The organism is Dactylosporangium sp. McL0621 (genome assembly GCF_049995355.1).
Classification (GTDB): Bacteria; Actinomycetota; Actinomycetes; order Mycobacteriales; family Micromonosporaceae; genus Dactylosporangium.
This window is the reverse complement of sequence record NZ_CP188259.1, coordinates 334,901-350,262: the sequence shown is the minus strand read 5'-3', so window position 1 is coordinate 350,262 and position 15,362 is coordinate 334,901. Positions and strand designations below refer to the sequence as shown.

General features: G+C 66.3%; 12 protein-coding genes, 1 tRNA gene and 1 pseudogene. 6 read left to right on the top strand and 8 right to left on the bottom strand.

Annotated features, from left to right (window positions below; all coding sequences use genetic code 11):
* Positions 1 to 19: 19 nt before the first annotated feature.
* The 3 genes from ACPPVO_RS01620 to ACPPVO_RS01610 all read left to right on the top strand — a co-directional run bounded on the left by ACPPVO_RS01620 (position 20) and on the right by ACPPVO_RS01610 (position 4,025).
* A complete protein-coding gene (locus ACPPVO_RS01620; RefSeq protein ID WP_426514498.1) occupies positions 20 to 691 on the top strand; it encodes a protein NO VEIN domain-containing protein in 672 nt (223 codons plus the stop codon).
* A 173-nt stretch (positions 692 to 864) separates the two neighbouring features.
* Positions 865 to 2,076: a DNA cytosine methyltransferase gene (locus tag ACPPVO_RS01615; RefSeq protein ID WP_426509445.1), complete on the top strand. Its 1,212-nt coding sequence runs from the start codon at positions 865 to 867 to the stop codon at positions 2,074 to 2,076.
* Between the two features lie 212 nt (positions 2,077 to 2,288).
* On the top strand, positions 2,289 to 4,025 hold the full coding sequence (locus ACPPVO_RS01610; protein WP_426509443.1) for an ATP-dependent nuclease: 1,737 nt from the start codon (positions 2,289 to 2,291) through the stop codon (positions 4,023 to 4,025).
* A 132-nt stretch (positions 4,026 to 4,157) separates the two neighbouring features.
* Here the strand turns inward: ACPPVO_RS01610 and ACPPVO_RS01605 are convergent, their stop codons facing one another.
* Both ACPPVO_RS01605 and ACPPVO_RS01600 read right to left on the bottom strand, forming a co-directional pair.
* Positions 4,158 to 4,736 (bottom strand): HAD family hydrolase, encoded by a 579-nt coding sequence (locus tag ACPPVO_RS01605; protein ID WP_426509441.1) that lies wholly within the window; start codon positions 4,734 to 4,736, stop codon positions 4,158 to 4,160.
* Between the two features lie 63 nt (positions 4,737 to 4,799).
* A pseudogene (locus ACPPVO_RS01600) lies at positions 4,800 to 4,925 on the bottom strand (GntR family transcriptional regulator); the annotation flags it as partial.
* Between the two features lie 36 nt (positions 4,926 to 4,961).
* On the opposite strand from ACPPVO_RS01600, the gene ACPPVO_RS01595 reads away from it, so the two are divergent.
* Positions 4,962 to 5,360, top strand: coding sequence for a hypothetical protein (locus ACPPVO_RS01595; RefSeq protein WP_426509439.1), 399 nt, complete (start codon positions 4,962 to 4,964; stop codon positions 5,358 to 5,360).
* Between the two features lie 217 nt (positions 5,361 to 5,577).
* Here the strand turns inward: ACPPVO_RS01595 and ACPPVO_RS01590 are convergent.
* A tRNA-Thr gene (locus ACPPVO_RS01590) sits at positions 5,578 to 5,650 on the bottom strand.
* Positions 5,651 to 5,866: 216 nt separating this feature from the next.
* On the opposite strand from ACPPVO_RS01590, the gene ACPPVO_RS01585 reads away from it, so the two are divergent.
* Complete coding sequence (locus ACPPVO_RS01585) at positions 5,867 to 6,958, top strand: ABC transporter ATP-binding protein (RefSeq protein WP_426509437.1); 1,092 nt, start codon at positions 5,867 to 5,869, stop codon at positions 6,956 to 6,958.
* 106 nt (positions 6,959 to 7,064) lie between these two features.
* Here the strand turns inward: ACPPVO_RS01585 and ACPPVO_RS01580 are convergent, their stop codons facing one another.
* From ACPPVO_RS01580 to cysS, 3 genes are read right to left on the bottom strand one after another with little or no spacing between them, the layout of a single operon-like run.
* On the bottom strand, positions 7,065 to 9,752 hold the full coding sequence (locus ACPPVO_RS01580) for an Hsp70 family protein (protein WP_426509435.1): 2,688 nt from the start codon (positions 9,750 to 9,752) through the stop codon (positions 7,065 to 7,067).
* 29 nt (positions 9,753 to 9,781) lie between these two features.
* Entirely contained in the window at positions 9,782 to 10,864 is a 1,083-nt protein-coding gene (gene rlmB, locus ACPPVO_RS01575) for a 23S rRNA (guanosine(2251)-2'-O)-methyltransferase RlmB (RefSeq protein WP_426509434.1), read from the bottom strand.
* A gap of 4 nt (positions 10,865 to 10,868) precedes the next feature.
* Positions 10,869 to 12,275: a cysteine--tRNA ligase gene (cysS, locus tag ACPPVO_RS01570; RefSeq protein WP_426509432.1), complete on the bottom strand. Its 1,407-nt coding sequence runs from the start codon at positions 12,273 to 12,275 to the stop codon at positions 10,869 to 10,871.
* A 67-nt stretch (positions 12,276 to 12,342) separates the two neighbouring features.
* Here cysS and ACPPVO_RS01565 point away from each other — a divergent pair, with 67 nt between their 5' ends.
* Positions 12,343 to 12,975 (top strand): IclR family transcriptional regulator, encoded by a 633-nt coding sequence (locus tag ACPPVO_RS01565; protein ID WP_426509430.1) that lies wholly within the window; start codon positions 12,343 to 12,345, stop codon positions 12,973 to 12,975.
* Here the strand turns inward: ACPPVO_RS01565 and ACPPVO_RS01560 are convergent.
* Entirely contained in the window at positions 12,972 to 13,841 is an 870-nt protein-coding gene (locus ACPPVO_RS01560) for an HNH endonuclease (RefSeq protein WP_426509428.1), read from the bottom strand. The two genes, ACPPVO_RS01565 and ACPPVO_RS01560, sit on opposite strands and share 4 nt — an antisense overlap.
* A gap of 128 nt (positions 13,842 to 13,969) precedes the next feature.
* Positions 13,970 to 15,355, bottom strand: a complete 1,386-nt coding sequence (locus ACPPVO_RS01555) for a class II fumarate hydratase (RefSeq protein ID WP_426509426.1) — start codon at positions 15,353 to 15,355, stop codon at positions 13,970 to 13,972.
* Positions 15,356 to 15,362 lie beyond the last annotated feature (7 nt).

The window sequence follows — 15,362 nt, the reverse complement described above, 5'->3', positions numbered from 1 at the left end:
GCGCCACTGCGCCCAGACCTTGTTACCGACCTTCAACTGGACTCACGGAAGAAGCAGCCTTGGTGCCGCAGGCGCGGCCAGCACGGCCTACGCGATCGAATACGATGCGGACGCGGTTCCCGCAACCGATCGACTACTTGCCGACCTCAAATTCATGCTGAGCATGCTCAAGGAGCTCTACCACCTGGAAGGCAGCGACCCGCGCATCCCGGGCGTCGAACCGCCTGAGGTGAGCCAGCTGAAAGCCGACGTTGCGATGGCCGCCGGCCGGCGTGGCTGGCCGTCTGGTCAGGGCTTTCGGCTAACGAAGAGGGAACAGCAAGCAGTCGAACGCAGAGCCGTTGACGTTGCCATGGAGTACCACCGCAGCCAGGGTTGGGCCGACGTCAGGGACGTGGGTGCGACAGAGTCTTTCGACATCAAAGTGGGCAAAGGTCCGGAGGAGTTGAGCGTCGAGGTGAAAGGAACAACTTCATTCGGCGAGTCGATCATTCTCACTAGGAACGAGGTCAACCTTCACCGCGAGCGGTTCCCGCACAACGCGTTGTTCATTGTGCATAGCATCCGGCTGGACCGTTCCAAGTCGGAGCCCGTAGCCTCGGGGGGCGTAGCTGTGGAGCGCCGGCCATGGTCGATTGCGGATTCCGACCTGCGCGTGCTCGCTTTTCAATACCGAGTGCCGACTTCGTGACTGGCGGTATCCAAGAGGCTGGGGAGCGTCCGCGACTCCGCTGTGCAGGAGTTGACCCTCGTCCTTGACTTTTTCACCTCGACCGAGTAACGTATGCGTGTTTTCGCTTCCGAGACTCCATTGGCCTCAGAGTAAGCGCACGAGACAGTGAGGTGGAGCGCTTGGGTCCGTCATTGAACATCACCGCTGATCTTTTCTCTGGCGGTGGTGGCATGAGTTTCGGATTCCATGCCCATGAAAACTTCTCTGTCGTCGGCGCCGCCGATGTAGAGGTTGGGAAGCCGAGTACCGGACACGGTGCTATTGGCTGCAACGCAACTTATCAGGCCAATATGGGAATTTCCCCTCTCCATGCGGATCTCTCCGTCTTGAAGCCTGAGGAACTGGCCGCGCAGATCCTTCCTGCTGGCCGCTCGGAACTTGACGTCTTGCTGGCTTGTCCGCCGTGTACCGGCTTCTCGCGGGCTGTGTCCAAGAATTATGTGCAAGAAGATCCCCGGAACTCGCTAGTCGCTCGAGTTGCCGATTTCGCGGCAGTACTTAAGCCACGAGTGATCGTAATGGAGAACGTTCCGCAGCTGCTAAACGGCAACTTTCGCCATCATTTTACAGCGTTGAACCGTCGGCTGACGAAGCAGGGCTTCCGCCTACATGCGGCCTCGTACGTTTTGACCCGATTCGGCCTTGCTCAGCAGCGTGAGCGGGCTCTGTTGATAGCCGTTAAAGGCGATCTCAAGGCGCGAACGCTTGACGATCTGTGGGAGGGCTATGGTGTTGACCCCTCAGCGACTACGGTCCACAGGGCAATCAAGTCCCTTCCGGTCATCGCCACCGGCGAGACTGACAGTGCGGATGTCAATCACACAAGTCCTCTATTGAGCGGCGAGTCGCTTGAGCGCATCCGGAGAATGCCGCATGACGGCGGTAGCTGGCCTGATCTCTTGGGAGATCCTGAGACGGAGCGTTACCTGATCCCGTCAATGCGGAAGGCTGTCGAGGGTGGACGTCCGAACGCCTATCGCGACGTTTATGGCCGGATGGCGTGGAATAGGCCAGCGCCTACAATCAAGCGTGAGTGCACGCATGTGGGTAATGGTCGCTACTCTCATCCTGAGCAGGATCGGCAATGCACGTTACGGGAGTTGGCAATTCTTCAGGGCTTTCCACGGAGTTACCGCTTCGTCGGACCCAGTCGCAAGAATCTTTATCGCCAGGTCGGGGACGCGGTGCCGCCTCTGATCTCGTTCCAACTTGCCCATGTGGTTAATTGGATTCTCGGCGGTGATCGACCGGATATCGAAAGTGTCATCCTCCCGGAAACGCACCTCAAGGCGTCTGATCTAACAAGACATGATGACTTCAGCCGGCAACTGTCGCTGGTTTAGCTTTTGCCGATCTTCGGACTTATTGAGGACTCCGCAACGAGGCGGAATCCGGGCGACGTTCGCATAGTGTTGCGGTGCCTTGATGCGGAGCGCTCTGCGGTCTTGACACGGGGCGGGGATCCCGATACAGAAGGTCAGGACAAAGTGAGACCGTGCGATCGCCCCGTGCTCCGGAGGACTCTGTGGACCCTACGCATGACGATTTGGCAGGCATGCTGGCAGCCAACGCCTTCGAGCCGTACATTCGCCACATTAGATTTCCGCACTTCAGGGCGCTTCGGGACGGTACCCGTGTCGACTTCACCCATCCGGTGACAGCACTTGTCGGTCCGAATGGTACAAATAAGACCGCTATCCTGAGGGCGCTGCAAGGCGCTCCAGGGAACAACAACGTCGGGCAATACTGGTTCTCGACTAATCTAGATCCGATCAAGCCGGAGGACCGACACCGCTTCATTTACGGTTATCTGGCCAGGTCTGTCGGCGAGATTGTCGAGGTTGTTAAATCGCGCATCGTGCGCGAGAACGACCCAGACTACTTCGAGCCTGCGCGGCCAATCCTCGCGGACGGCATGGCGAGAATGACTCCTATCGAAGATGGCCAAGAGATGCCAGAGGACCGGGTGGCCACTCGGTGGAAGACCATTCGCAAAAACGTCGTGTATCTTGATTTCCGGTCGGAGCTCTCTGCCTACGACAAGTTTTTCTACCATGCTGCGTACCAAAGAGGCGGTACGCCGGCGATCAAGAAGGCCCACGTTAGGCGTCGTGCCGGTTACGTGTCTAAGGCGTTCAACGTTAAGACCGAGAGCCATAATTTCTATTCCAAAGAACGCATCATCACCCCCGCCGTGAGCCTCGACAAAGATCAAGTTAGAGCCATCTCTCTGATTCTCGGCAGGAATTACGAATCGATTGAGGTCCTAACGCACAAATATTTCGATGTGTCAGGCGCCACGATCATCCTTCGGTCTCTCGATATTCAGTACTCCGAAGCCTTCGCGGGTAGCGGCGAATTCGCTGTCGTAATGCTAGTTAAGGCGATTACGGAAGCGCCGCCGAGCTCCCTTATCTTGCTTGATGAGCCCGAAGTGTCCCTTCACCCAGGAGCGCAGCGGCAGCTGATGGCTTTCATGGCGCGCCAGGCGAAGACTCGACGCCATCAGGTAGTGGTATCGACCCATGCGCCAGCGATTGTCGCCGACCTGCCGTCGCAGGCAATCAAGGTCTTTCTGCGTAGCGAGACGGACGGGAAGATCGATCTCGTTAGCCAGAACACAGATCCGGTCGACGCGTTCTTCCGCTTGGGCATCGAAGCTAAAGAGCGATGGACCGTTTACGTTGAAGATCGGCTGGCAGCCGCTATTGTGAGGACTGCGACCCGACCCCTCGGTGAGAGTTTGAACTCGAGGCTGGATATCGAGGTTCTCCCCGGCGGGTCTGGAACCATCAAGGGTCGATTCATTCCCAATCTGGCGCTGACGGGTCAACGGCGATGTCTTGTTCTTCTTGATGGGGATCAGCGACCGGCGGTTCCCCATCCCGATCCCGAAACGCTGGTGGATAAAAAACTTGAGTCGACCCTGACGGAAACATTGGCTGTGTCTGTAACGCTGCCGCTCGATGGGCCATCAACCGGGTCAGGCGCGCAAAAAAGCCAGCAGCTGCGTCGCATTATGGAGTGGACCTACAGGAACCTGGATTATCTCCCCGGTGAGAATCCCGAATCACTTCTGCTGATGCTGGAAGATGATGACGACGTGCCCAAGAATGGCAAGAGTGTTTGGGTCGATCGCACCACTGGTGCTCTCAATCTCGGGAATTGGGAGCGCGTCACTGCTAACGATATCCTGCAAGAGCAGTACCGTGCGCTTGGGAAGATCGGTCCGGGAAATCCGCAGCTTGCTGAGATTCGTGCGCGGGTCGAACGCTTTCTTCACGAGGACTAGCCATGCTTAACCCGGCCATGTCCCTTGTTCGTAAGCGGCTCGGCGGTGCGTCTCGAAGCAAGGTGTCAACCGGATGGCACCTTGTCTAGCGTGTCGCGCCAGCCAGTGCGCAAGCGATTTCACGCATACTGGTTAGTACGACGTCGGCGGATGCTTCGGTAATCTTTGTATTTTTATAGGCTTATTCGCGTAAGCGATTACCGGCACGCCGGCCGCCTGTGCTCCTTCGATGTCGAACAGCGAATCTCCAACCAGCACGCACGCAGCTGGCTCGACCCCGAGTGCGCTTGCCGCTCGCCATACCGGTTCTGGATTCGGCTTCATCCGGTCAAGCTGCGCGTAGGCGCGTCCAGCGACGTAGGCGATGTGGCCAGCGAGCTGATGCGCTTGCAGGTACGCCTCGATCGCGGCGGCCGAGTTGTTGTTTACGATCGCCACGGGCCGCGCCGACTCGCGGGCCGCCTCGATGGCGGCCTGGCCGTGCGGCTCGGGAATTGCGGACTCTGCGGCGAGCCGTTCGGCGCGGCACAGCCCGTCCTCGACCTCGCGGAGCAGCTCGGGGCTGCCGAGCGTGGCCGACCAGCGGAGCACCTCCATTGGGTCCGTCTCGGTGCGGATGTCGCCGGCGACGTCGACGCCGCGGGCTTCGAGCAGCTGGAGCAGTTCGGCCGCGACCGTCGGCGCAGGGTAGCCGCCGAAGATCGAGCACACGGGACCGTCGAAGTCGAGCAGGATGGCTTGGCTGCGGGTCCAGTAACGCGCGCAGGTCGTCGGTCATCCCTGGTACTCCCTGGCGACGCTGTTCCACACCGAGTCGAACCACTGCTTCGACGCCGCCACGAACTGTGTGCCGTGCGAGGCGTCCTCCTCGCTGACCTGGTAGTTGAACAGGGGAACGTTGAACCACAACGATCGACGACGGCATCGGAGGATGGCATGAGTGACGACGAGGCCCGGCTCGCCCGCCTGGCCCAGCGGTTCACCCAGTACGTGCTTGATGGGATTCCGCAGCTTGTTCGGCTCGGCTATCGCCCGAACGAGTTTCAAACGATGGTGCACGCCTACGGCGCGGTCGGGGCCACCAAGCGCTTGCTCGCTGACCCACGGCACACGTCGTATGGCTTCCAGAAGCTGTACGAACTGGGACGCCTTGACAGCAGCGTTGAATTTGCCGTGCTCCTGCCCTGGTTTGAGGACCTCTTCACGGAAGACGAGCGGTACGAGGCTCGCACTCGACTCGTCTTACATGACTTCCCTGTAGACGCCAAGCTACGTTCAGCCACCGCGACACCCCCGCCCTGGACGAACGACGAAGATGGGACGAATGCGATGTAGCTGGCGGACAGGGTAGGCCACACAAGTGACCGCAGCATGCGCGTGCCGGACGTAGACCTCGGCGGGTCGCAACAAAGGTCATGGTCTGAGCCTGAAAACCGACCGAGCCATACAGACGAAGCCATATGAGCACGGAATGAGCACGAAACGGCCGTCCGCAGAGGGGTCAAGATCAGCAACGAGGCCTGGATGCGCAGGTCAGGGGCTTGATCGGGAGAGCCGACGGGGGGACTTGAACCCCCAACCTTCCGATTACAAGTCGGGTGCGCTGCCAGTTGCGCCACGTCGGCCTAGCCACACGATCGTACTTGGTCCTGTCCCGCCCCCGCGCCCCAGATACCGCCGTCGAACCCAGCCCAACCCGGACAAACCCCGACCATGACCTTGGCATACGGTCCGTAAGCGCTTAAGGTAAGCAGCACTCCGTGTTCGGCACCGAAGCCGGGCGCGGTGAACTTCTACTCGGATCGTCCGGCACGTTCCTGCCGGTGGAAGGTGGCTACCCCATGGCTACGGTCACGTACGCGAAGGCGTCCCGGATCTACCCGGGCACCCCGCGTCCCGCAGTTGACCAGCTCGACCTCCAGATCGGTGACGGCGAGTTCCTCGTACTCGTCGGGCCCTCCGGCTGTGGCAAGTCGACGTCGCTGCGTATGCTCGCCGGTCTCGAAGACGTGGACGCGGGCGACATCCTGATCAACGAGCGCAACGTCACGCACCTGCCGCCCAAGGCTCGCGACATCGCGATGGTGTTCCAGAACTACGCGCTGTACCCGCACATGTCGGTGTACGAGAACATGGCGTTCGCGCTCAAGCTGCGTAAGACGCCGAAGCACGAGATCGACCGGCGCGTGAAGGAAGCGGCCGCGATGCTGCAGCTCGAGGACTACCTCGGCCGTAAGCCCAAGGCGCTCTCCGGTGGTCAGCGCCAGCGTGTCGCGATGGGTCGCGCCATCGTGCGTGAGCCGCAGGTCTTCCTCATGGATGAGCCGCTGTCGAACCTCGACGCGAAGCTCCGTGTGCAGACCCGTTCGCAGATTGCCACGCTGCAGGCCAAGCTCGGCATCACCACCGTGTACGTCACGCACGACCAGGTCGAGGCCATGACCATGGGTCACCGGGTGGCCGTTCTGCTGGATGGCGTTCTGCAGCAGGTCGACAGCCCGCGTGCGCTGTACGACCGGCCGGCCAACGTCTTCGTCGCGGGCTTCATGGGCTCGCCGGCGATGAACATCAAGACGGTGCCGCTGACCGAGCAGGGTGGCCGCTTCGGCGACGTCATCCTCCCGCTGTCCCGCGAGCAGATCGCCGCCGCGCAGTCGGACGGGGCCAGCGGCCGCGTCACGGTCGGGTTCCGGCCCGAGGACACGGACCTGGTCGGGCCGAACGACGGTGGCATCCCGATCACGGTCGACCTGGTCGAGGAGCTCGGCTCCGACGCCTACGTGCACGGCACGGTCGCGCTCGAGGGCCAGGACGAGCGTTTCGTCGTACGCGCCGACCCGCGCCGCACGCCGCGGCTGACCGAGATCGTGCACGTTCGCCCCCACGCGAACACCCACCACGCGTTCAACGCCGCGACCGGCCGCCGCATCTGATAGCCGAACACGAAGGGCGGTCCCGCGAGGGGCCGCCCTTCGTCGTATCAAGAAGTCATACCAAGAAGTCGTATCAGGACGTCGTACCAAGAAGTCGTATCAGGAACTAGGCGAACGACCAGACCTGCAGCTTGCCCCCGCCCACGCACGCGATCTTCGACGTGTTCCACGAGCAGCTCGCGCCCTCGACCTTCGGCAGGGTGCCCAGCGCCACGCGATCCCCCGAGGCCGCTGTCACGCCCGTCAGCGTCACGTCCTCCTCGATCGCGCTCGGGACCTTGGCGAAGAAGAGCAGGCTGCCGTTGGTGACGCGTGCGCCGTGCGCCCCCTGGTCCTCGGGTTTCAACAGCTGCCCGCCGTCGGCATTGAACAGCCGGCTCGACCCGGTGCTGCCGCCCGGGGCCGTGGCGAGGATCGTCTGACCCACCGGGACCAGCCGGGTCGTGCCCCGCGCGTCGCCCTGCCACAGTTGCTTCTTGTCCGGAATGGAGATGTAGCGCAGCACGGTGTCTGCGGACGACGCCGAGTCGAGCACGCACAGGTGGTCGGTGCCACACGCGGCCATGGCCTGGATCTCGCGCTTGTCGTCCGGCGCGGTGTAGATCTGCACCGGCTCGCCGGACTTGCTCAAATCATAGGCTTTGATGGTGTACTTCGTGCTGGTCCCGAACACGAAGAGGCGCTGATCGAACATGGCGTACCCGGCGTAGCTCCCCGCCGTGTCGTTCCACGAGCGCACGATCTCGTGGTTGGCGGCCTTGCGCAGGTTGATTTTGTCGCCGTCGACGGTGACGAACTGCGTGGCGGACTTCAGATCACGGTTCGCCGGGCCGCCGCCGATGTCCGTCGGGCCGCGCCCGTCAGAACCGAGCAGCGGGCCGTACACACTCGTGCCCTTCTCGTCGTCGTCGAGTGTCCACTTGTTGGCGCCGTCCCAGCCGTACGCGTTCGTCTTCTTGAGCTTCGTGGAGTGCCAGATCCACACGGAGTCGAGGAAGTTCACGCTGTCGCTCGTCGCCCACTGCTGCTTGGTGCGCTCCTTGCCGGACGTGTTCAGCATGATCAGCGCGCCGTCGCCGCCGGTGCCGATCAGGATGATGCCGTTCGGGTTCGGGTACACGCCCCAGCGGTAATCGTTGTCGGCGGCGTCGTACTGCCACAGCTTCTTGCGATCGTCGAGGTCGTACGCCACCACGTGTACGTTCTTGTCCGAAGTTGTGTACAACGCGTACGTCCTCGAGCCCAGCGTCGCCGTCACCGGGTAGTCGAGCTTCTCGTCCAGGGGGAGCTCGCCGGCGCTCGCGACGGTCTTGAACTCGATCGAGTTGATCTTGTCGCGGAGGAAGAACCACCAGACGCCCGCGCCGACCAGGGCGAGTACGACCACGGCCGCCACCGCCCCGACGAGCAGGCGTGACAGGCCGCGGCGCGAACCCGGCGCAGGAGGCGCGGACGGTGGCGCCGCCGGCGGGGCCGAGAACGGCGCCGTGGGCTGACCGACCTGCCCCGGCGGGGCCGAGAACGGCGCCGTGGGCGGGCTGACCGGCCCGGGCGGGATCACCTGCGCGGCCCGCATCGGGTACCCGGCACCGACCGGCGGCGCTGACACCGGCGTGACACCGAAGCCCCCGGATACTGGGGAAACCGGAGACGCAGGAGGTGCGGAATGCGGCGAAGACGAGGCAACCGGAACGCTTTCGGTGTGGTAGGCCCCGATAGGTACCAACTCCGCCAATGCGCCTTCCGCGACCGGCAGTTCGGGCTGTTCGAGCACAGTCGGCGCAATGCCGAGTTCGGCGTGCAGAAGCCGCGCCGCCAGCGGCAGTCGCGACGAGCCGCCCACCAGGAACAGGCCGGCGAGCTGGTCCGGGCGCAGGCCGGCGCTGTGGATGACCTTCCCGGTCTCCCAGACGGCGCGGCGGATGAGCGGCTCGGTGACCCGCTCGAGCTCCTCGCGCGTGAGGTGCAGCGCCTGGTCCTGGCCCGGGATCGTGATCGGCGCGACCGTCGCGCGCGACAGCATCTCCTTCGCGCCGCGGATGTCGTCCCAGAACAGGCGGCGGTCGCGGCGCTGGGTCGTCGAGGCCGGGTTGCGCAGCGCGGTCCAGGCCTGCGGCGCCGTCTGGTTGATCACGGCGCCGAGGTGCTCGACGATCGCCGCGTCGACGTCGAGGCCGCCGAGGTCCTCGATGCCGCCGGAGCCGATGACCGAGAACCGGCCGTTGTCGTTGCGCACGACCGCGATGTCGAGCGTGCCGCCGCCGAAGTCGAACACGGCGAGCGACGATCCGACCGCGACGGGCCGGCGCAGGACGTCGGCGAAGTACCGGGCCGCGGCGACCGGCTCGGGCACGAGACGGACCGGCGGCCAGCCCGCCCGCCGCGCGGCATCGGCGAGCGTGTCACGCCGGCGGGTGCCCCAGGCCGCGGGGTAGGTCAGCACCGCCGCCGGCAGAAACCCGACAGCCTCGACGGCGGCGCGGGCGACCGCGGCCAGGATCGCCGCCAGCAGGTCGACGGTCGCGATCTCGCGGTCGCCGAGCAGCACGGTGGGCTCGTCGATGCGCCGCTTCGGGTTGGGCTCGAAGCGCGACGGGTCGAGCCCGGCCATCCGGTAGGCGTCCCGCCCCACGTGGATGCGGCCGTGCTCGTCGACGTACACGCCGGAGGGCATGATCGGCGCGCCGTCGACGAGCAGGGGGCGCGTCCGGCCGTCGGGGTGGCGAACCACCGCGACGGTGTTGGACGTGCCGAGGTCGACCCCGATGGCGAAGCCCTGCTGAGGCTGAGTCACCGGCCCATACTAGGTGCGGGGGTAAAGATCTACAGTCGGCGACGACGGCTGACTTCGGCCAGCGTTACGGCGGCCGCGACCGATGCGTTCAGCGACTCCACATCGGTCACCATGGGGATGCCGACGCGCAGGTCGCAGGTCTGCCCCACGAGCCGCGACAGGCCGCGGCCCTCGGAGCCGACGACCACGACCAGGGGGCCGACCGCGGCCTCCAGCGAGTACAGCTCCGTCTCCCCGTCCGCGTCGAGCCCGGCGACGACGAAGCCCTCCTCCTGGCACTGCTTCAGGGCCCGCGTCAGGTTCGTGACCTGGGAGACCTTGACCCGCGCGGCCGCGCCGGCGCTGGTGCGCCAGGCGGTCGCGGTGATCGCGGCCGAGCGCCGCTCGGTGAGGAAGACGCCGTCCGCGCCGAACGCGGCCGCGGAGCGGATGATCGCGCCGAGGTTGCGCGGGTCGGTGATGCCGTCGAGCGCGATGAGCAGCGGCGGCGTCGACTCGAGCGAGGCGGCCAGGAGGTCGTGGAACGGCTCGTACGCGTACGGCGGGACCTGCAGGCCGAGGCCCTGGTGCAGTACCCCTCCGGTCATGCGGTCGAGCTCGTTGCGCGTGACCTCGAGGATCGCGACGCCCCGCTCGGCCGCGCTGCGCACGGCCTCCTTGACGCGCTCGTCCATGTCGATGCCGAGCGCGACGTACAGCGCCGTGGCCGGCACGTGGGTGCGCAGCGCCTCGACCACGGGGTTGCGCCCGACGAGCAGCTCCGGGCCGTCCTTGGGCGCGACCGACTTCCGCCCGGGCGACACCCTCGTCTTGGCGATCGCCGAGCCTTTGACGCCGAACGGGCCCTTGCCGGCCGTCCGCTTCGTCCCCGGCTGGCCGATCTTGGGCGCGCGGCCCTCGGTCGCGGCCGCCCGGCGCTCCTTGTCCTGCTTCCACGCGGTCTTCGAGGGCAGCGGCTCGTCGCCGGAGTACCCCTTGTGCCACGGACGTTCGTCCGCGGGCAGGGTGCGGCCACGCCCGGCGAGGGACTGCCGGTTCTTGCCGCCGGAGCCCTTCGCGGCGCCCTTTTTCGAGACGACCCGCTTGCCGCGGCGTTCGGAGTTTCCTGGCATGTGTTCAGTGCTCCAACGTCCATCGTGGACCGGCCGCGGTGTCTTCCACCACGACGCCGGCGGTCTTGAGCTGGTCGCGCACCGCGTCCGCGGCGGCCCAGTCCTTACGCGTGCGGGCCGCGGCGCGCTGCTCCAGCGCGAGCGCGACCAGGGAGTCCACGACCTTGGTCAGGTCGCCGGCATCGGTGGAGCGCCACTGCGGGTGCAGTGGGTCAACCCCAAGGACATCAAGCATCGCTCGTACTTCCTGAAGCGCCTCGGCGATCTGCGGCCCATCGCCCGCGGTGAGCGCCGCGTTGGCGTCGCGCACGGCATCGTGCACGACCGCGAGCGCCCGCGAGGTGTTGAGATCGTCGTCCATCGCCTCGGCGAACCCGCTCGGCACGGTGCCGAGCTCGCCCGGCCCGACCTGCTCGGCGGCGCGCAGCACGAAGTTCTCGAGCCGCCGGTAGGCCACCGCCGACTCCGCCAGCGCCTCCGGCGTGAAGTCGATGACCGAGCGGTAGTGCGGGGCGAGCAGGTAGTACCGCACCTCGACCGGGCGCAGACCCGACTCCATCAGGGAGTCGAGGGACACGACGTTGCCGAGCGACTTGGCCATCTTGGTCCCGCCGAGGTTCAGCAGCGCGTGGTGCACCCAGTAGCGGGCGAACCCGTGCCCGGCCGCCTTCGACTGCGCGATCTCGTTCTCGTGATGCGGGAACTGCAGGTCGAGCCCGCCGCCGTGGATGTCGAACTCGGTGCCGAGGTAGCGCCAGCACATGGCCGAGCACTCGATGTGCCACCCGGGCCGGCCGGGCCCCCAGGGCGAGGGCCAGTTGGCGTCCGCGGGCTCCTCGGCCTTCTGCCCCTTCCACAGCGCGAAGTCGAGCGGGTCGCGCTTGGCCCGCGCGGGCCCGTCCTGCGCCGCCTCCATGGCGTCGGGCCGCTGCCCCGAGAGCGCACCGTAGTCCTTGTAGGAGCGCACGTCGAAGTAGACGTCGCCGGACCCGTCGACCGCCTCGTACGCGTGCCCGTCCGCGATCAGCTGCTTGATCAGCTCGTGCATCTCCGGCACGTGCCCGGTCGCCCGCGGCTCGTACGTCGGCGGCAGCACCCCGAGCCGCTCGTAGGTCGCGGCGAGGATGCGCTCGTTGGCATACGCGATGGACCAGAAGGGCCGCCCGGCCTCGACCGCCTTGACCAGGATCTTGTCGTCGATGTCGGTGATGTTGCGGATGAACGTGACGTCATAGCCGGACACGAGGAACCATCGACGCAGAACGTCATAGTTGACCCCGGAGCGCAGGTGTCCGATATGCGGGCCGGCCTGCACCGTGAGCCCACACAGGTAGATGCCGACCTGCCCGGGCGTCAACGGGACGAAGTCCCGGACCGATCGGGTGGCAGTGTCGTACAAGCGTAGGGTCACACGTCCAAGGGTAACCGCCGGGCGTGATCATCCTTGCGCCCGCCGTCGGCCTTATACCCTGAGCCCCGTGGCTACCGAGACGGCGCAGACCCTGGACCGCGGCCTGCGCCTGCTCCACCTCGTCGCCGACACCCCCGCCGGCCTGACCATGACGGAGGCCGCGACGGCCCTGGGCGTGGGCCGCGCGGTCGTGTACCGCCTGGCCGCGACCCTGACCGAGCACGGCATGGTCCGCCGCGACCGAGCCGGCCGCCTCCGCCTCGGCGCCGGCCTGCTCCACCTGGCCCGCCGCGCCCAGCCCCTGGTCGCCGACGCCGCCCTCCCCGCCCTGCGCCGCCTGGCCGAAACGGTCGGCGCGACCGCCCACCTGACGATCGCCGACGGCGGCGAGGCCTACGCCCTGGCCGTGGTCGAGCCCAGCTGGACCCAGTTCCACGTGGCATACCGCACGGGGTCACGCCACGCCCTGGACCAGGGCGCCGCGGGCAAGGCCATCCTGGCCGGCCGCCGCGGCGACTACGCGGTCGTGACGACAACGGGCGAACTGCAACAGGGCGCCCACGGCGTGGCCGCGGCCATCCCGGACGTGGAGGGCCTGGAGGCGAGCGTGGGCGTGGTCGCCCTGACCAACCTGGACCCGGCCACAGTCCCGACGGAAGTAATCACCGCCGCAACGGCGATCGCGCGAGCCCTGTCCTAGCTTTCGAGCTGCTTGAGGTGCGCCGCGAGCCGCCGCTTCAGCGGTCCCGGGTACCCGGAGACCGGTGCGCGCAGTTGCGTGCCGCGCATCTTCCAGTACGGCGTCGCGGACAGCTGCTTCGACACTTCCAGCCGGCCGGCCGAGTCGAAGCCGACAAGGTGCAGGTCGAACAAACTGTGGAGATCGGCGCGAAGCAAGAGCCCGTTGCGCAGGTCGTTGCTGTGCGGGCCACGGTAAGGCTCGATATGAGCGGCCTCCAGGACGGCACGGGGATGGGAACCCGTGACAACGCAGTTGTCGCCGTATGCCTGGAACAGCCGCGCGCGGAAGTCACCCTGACCCTGCCTGCGCACGATCGCGGCCACGACTCGCAGCCGCGCGTCCTCCAATGACAGGTCATCGCCGGCATCGGGATCGCCGAGGCCGATGCCCCGCCCCTTCAGCCATTGTTCGAGCACCGTCGTGGTATCGGCGTCGGCTCGAACCGCCGCGATCTGAGGGAACTGCGTAAACGACTGCCGCCGGAACAGTGGGTGAGGACCCGTCAGCGCCCGCGTCGCTTGCCGGTCCCACAGCAGCCCGACCTGCCAAACCTCGTCTTCATCCGGATAGACCTCCACCACGCGGGCCAGTGCAACCAGCGCCTGCCGCTGACCACCCGCGTAGACCCAGACCGCGTCGTTCTCGCGCATCTTCCGGTAGCCCGTTCGAAGCACCCATTGGTCGACCCGCTCCGGGTGCTCCTCAATACCTTGGAGCAGATTCTCCGGGGAGGCGACGGTTTCGTCCTCGGACTCCGGGTCGATCAGTACATATTCACTTTCGGCGTTGATCGGGTAGAGCCAGTGCGTTACTTCCGCCGCCACATCGCCTCCAAGCGCCACGACCGGACCGGCCCGATCCTCACGCCGTTGGACTCACGTGACAACCAGCCGACCGGCCGAGGCGTTCCGTTCCCGGGGCGCATCGGCCATCGCGGTGAGGCCGGCGTTGATCAGCCCGAGTTGGTCATCCCCAGCAGGTCGAGGGCCTCGTCGAGTTGCTGCTCCGTCAAGGTGCCGCGCTCGACGTGGCCGCGGTCCAGGACCACCTCGCGGATCGTCTTGCCCGAGGCCAGGGCCTGCTTCGCGATCGCCGCGGCCTCCTCGTAGCCGAGGTGGCGGTTCAGGGGCGTCACGATCGACGGGGAGCCCGCCGCGTACGCCTCCAGGACGGAAGGGTTCGCCTTCAGGTCCGCGATGCAGCGCTCCTCGAACAACCGTGCCACGTTCGTCAGCAGGCGGATCGACTCCAGCAGGTTGCGCGCGATCACCGGCAGCATCACGTTGAGCTCGAAGTCGCCCTGGGTGCCCGCGAACGCCACCGCGGCGTCGTTGCCGATCACCTGGGCCACGACCTGGCGGATCGCCTCGGGGATGACCGGGTTCACCTTGCCGGGCATGATCGACGAGCCCGGCTGCAGGTCGGGGATCGCCAGTTCGCGCAGGCCCGCGCGCGGGCCCGAGCCCATCCAGCGGATGTCGTTCGCGATCTTGTACAGGCCCACGGCGATGGTGCGGATCACGCCCGACGCCTCCACGAGGGAGTCGCGGGCGCCCTGGGCCTCGAAGTGGTTGCGCGCCTCGGTGAGGGGCAGGGACGTCGTCTCCGCGAGGAGGGCCACGGCCCGGGCGGCGAAGCCCGGCGGCGTGTTCAGGCCCGTGCCGACCGCCGTCCCGCCCAGCGGCAGCTCGGACACGCGCGGGAGTACCGCGGCGATGCGGTCCACGCCGTAGGAGATCTGCGCCGCGTACCCCGAGAACTCCTGGCCCAGCGTGACCGGCGTCGCGTCCATGAGGTGAGTGCGGCCCGCCTTCACCAGCAGGGCGAACTCGGCGGCCTTGCGCGAGAGCGCGGCGGCCAGTGACGTCAGCGCGGGCGAGAGCGTGTGCGCCAGCTCGCCGGCCACGGCGATGTGCATCGCCGACGGGAAGACGTCGTTCGACGACTGCGACGCGTTGACGTGGTCGTTCGGGTGGACCGCCTTGTCGAGCGCGCGCGAGGCCAGGGTGGCGATGACCTCGTTCACGTTCATGTTCGAGGAGGTGCCGGAGCCGGTCTGGAAGACGTCGATCGGGAACTGGTCGGCGTGCTCGCCGTCCGCGATCGTGCGGGCCGCATCGGCGACGGCGTCGGCGACATCGGGGTCGATCACGCCCAGGGAGCCGTTCACCGCCGCGGCCGCCGCCTTGATCGCGGCGAGCGCGCGGATCAGGGGCGGCTCGAGACGTACACCGGAAATCGGGAAATTCTCGACCGCTCGCTGGGTCTGAGCGCGCCAGAGGGCCGACGCGGGGACGCGGACCTCGCCCATGGTGTCGTGCTCGATGCGGTACTCCATGGATCCA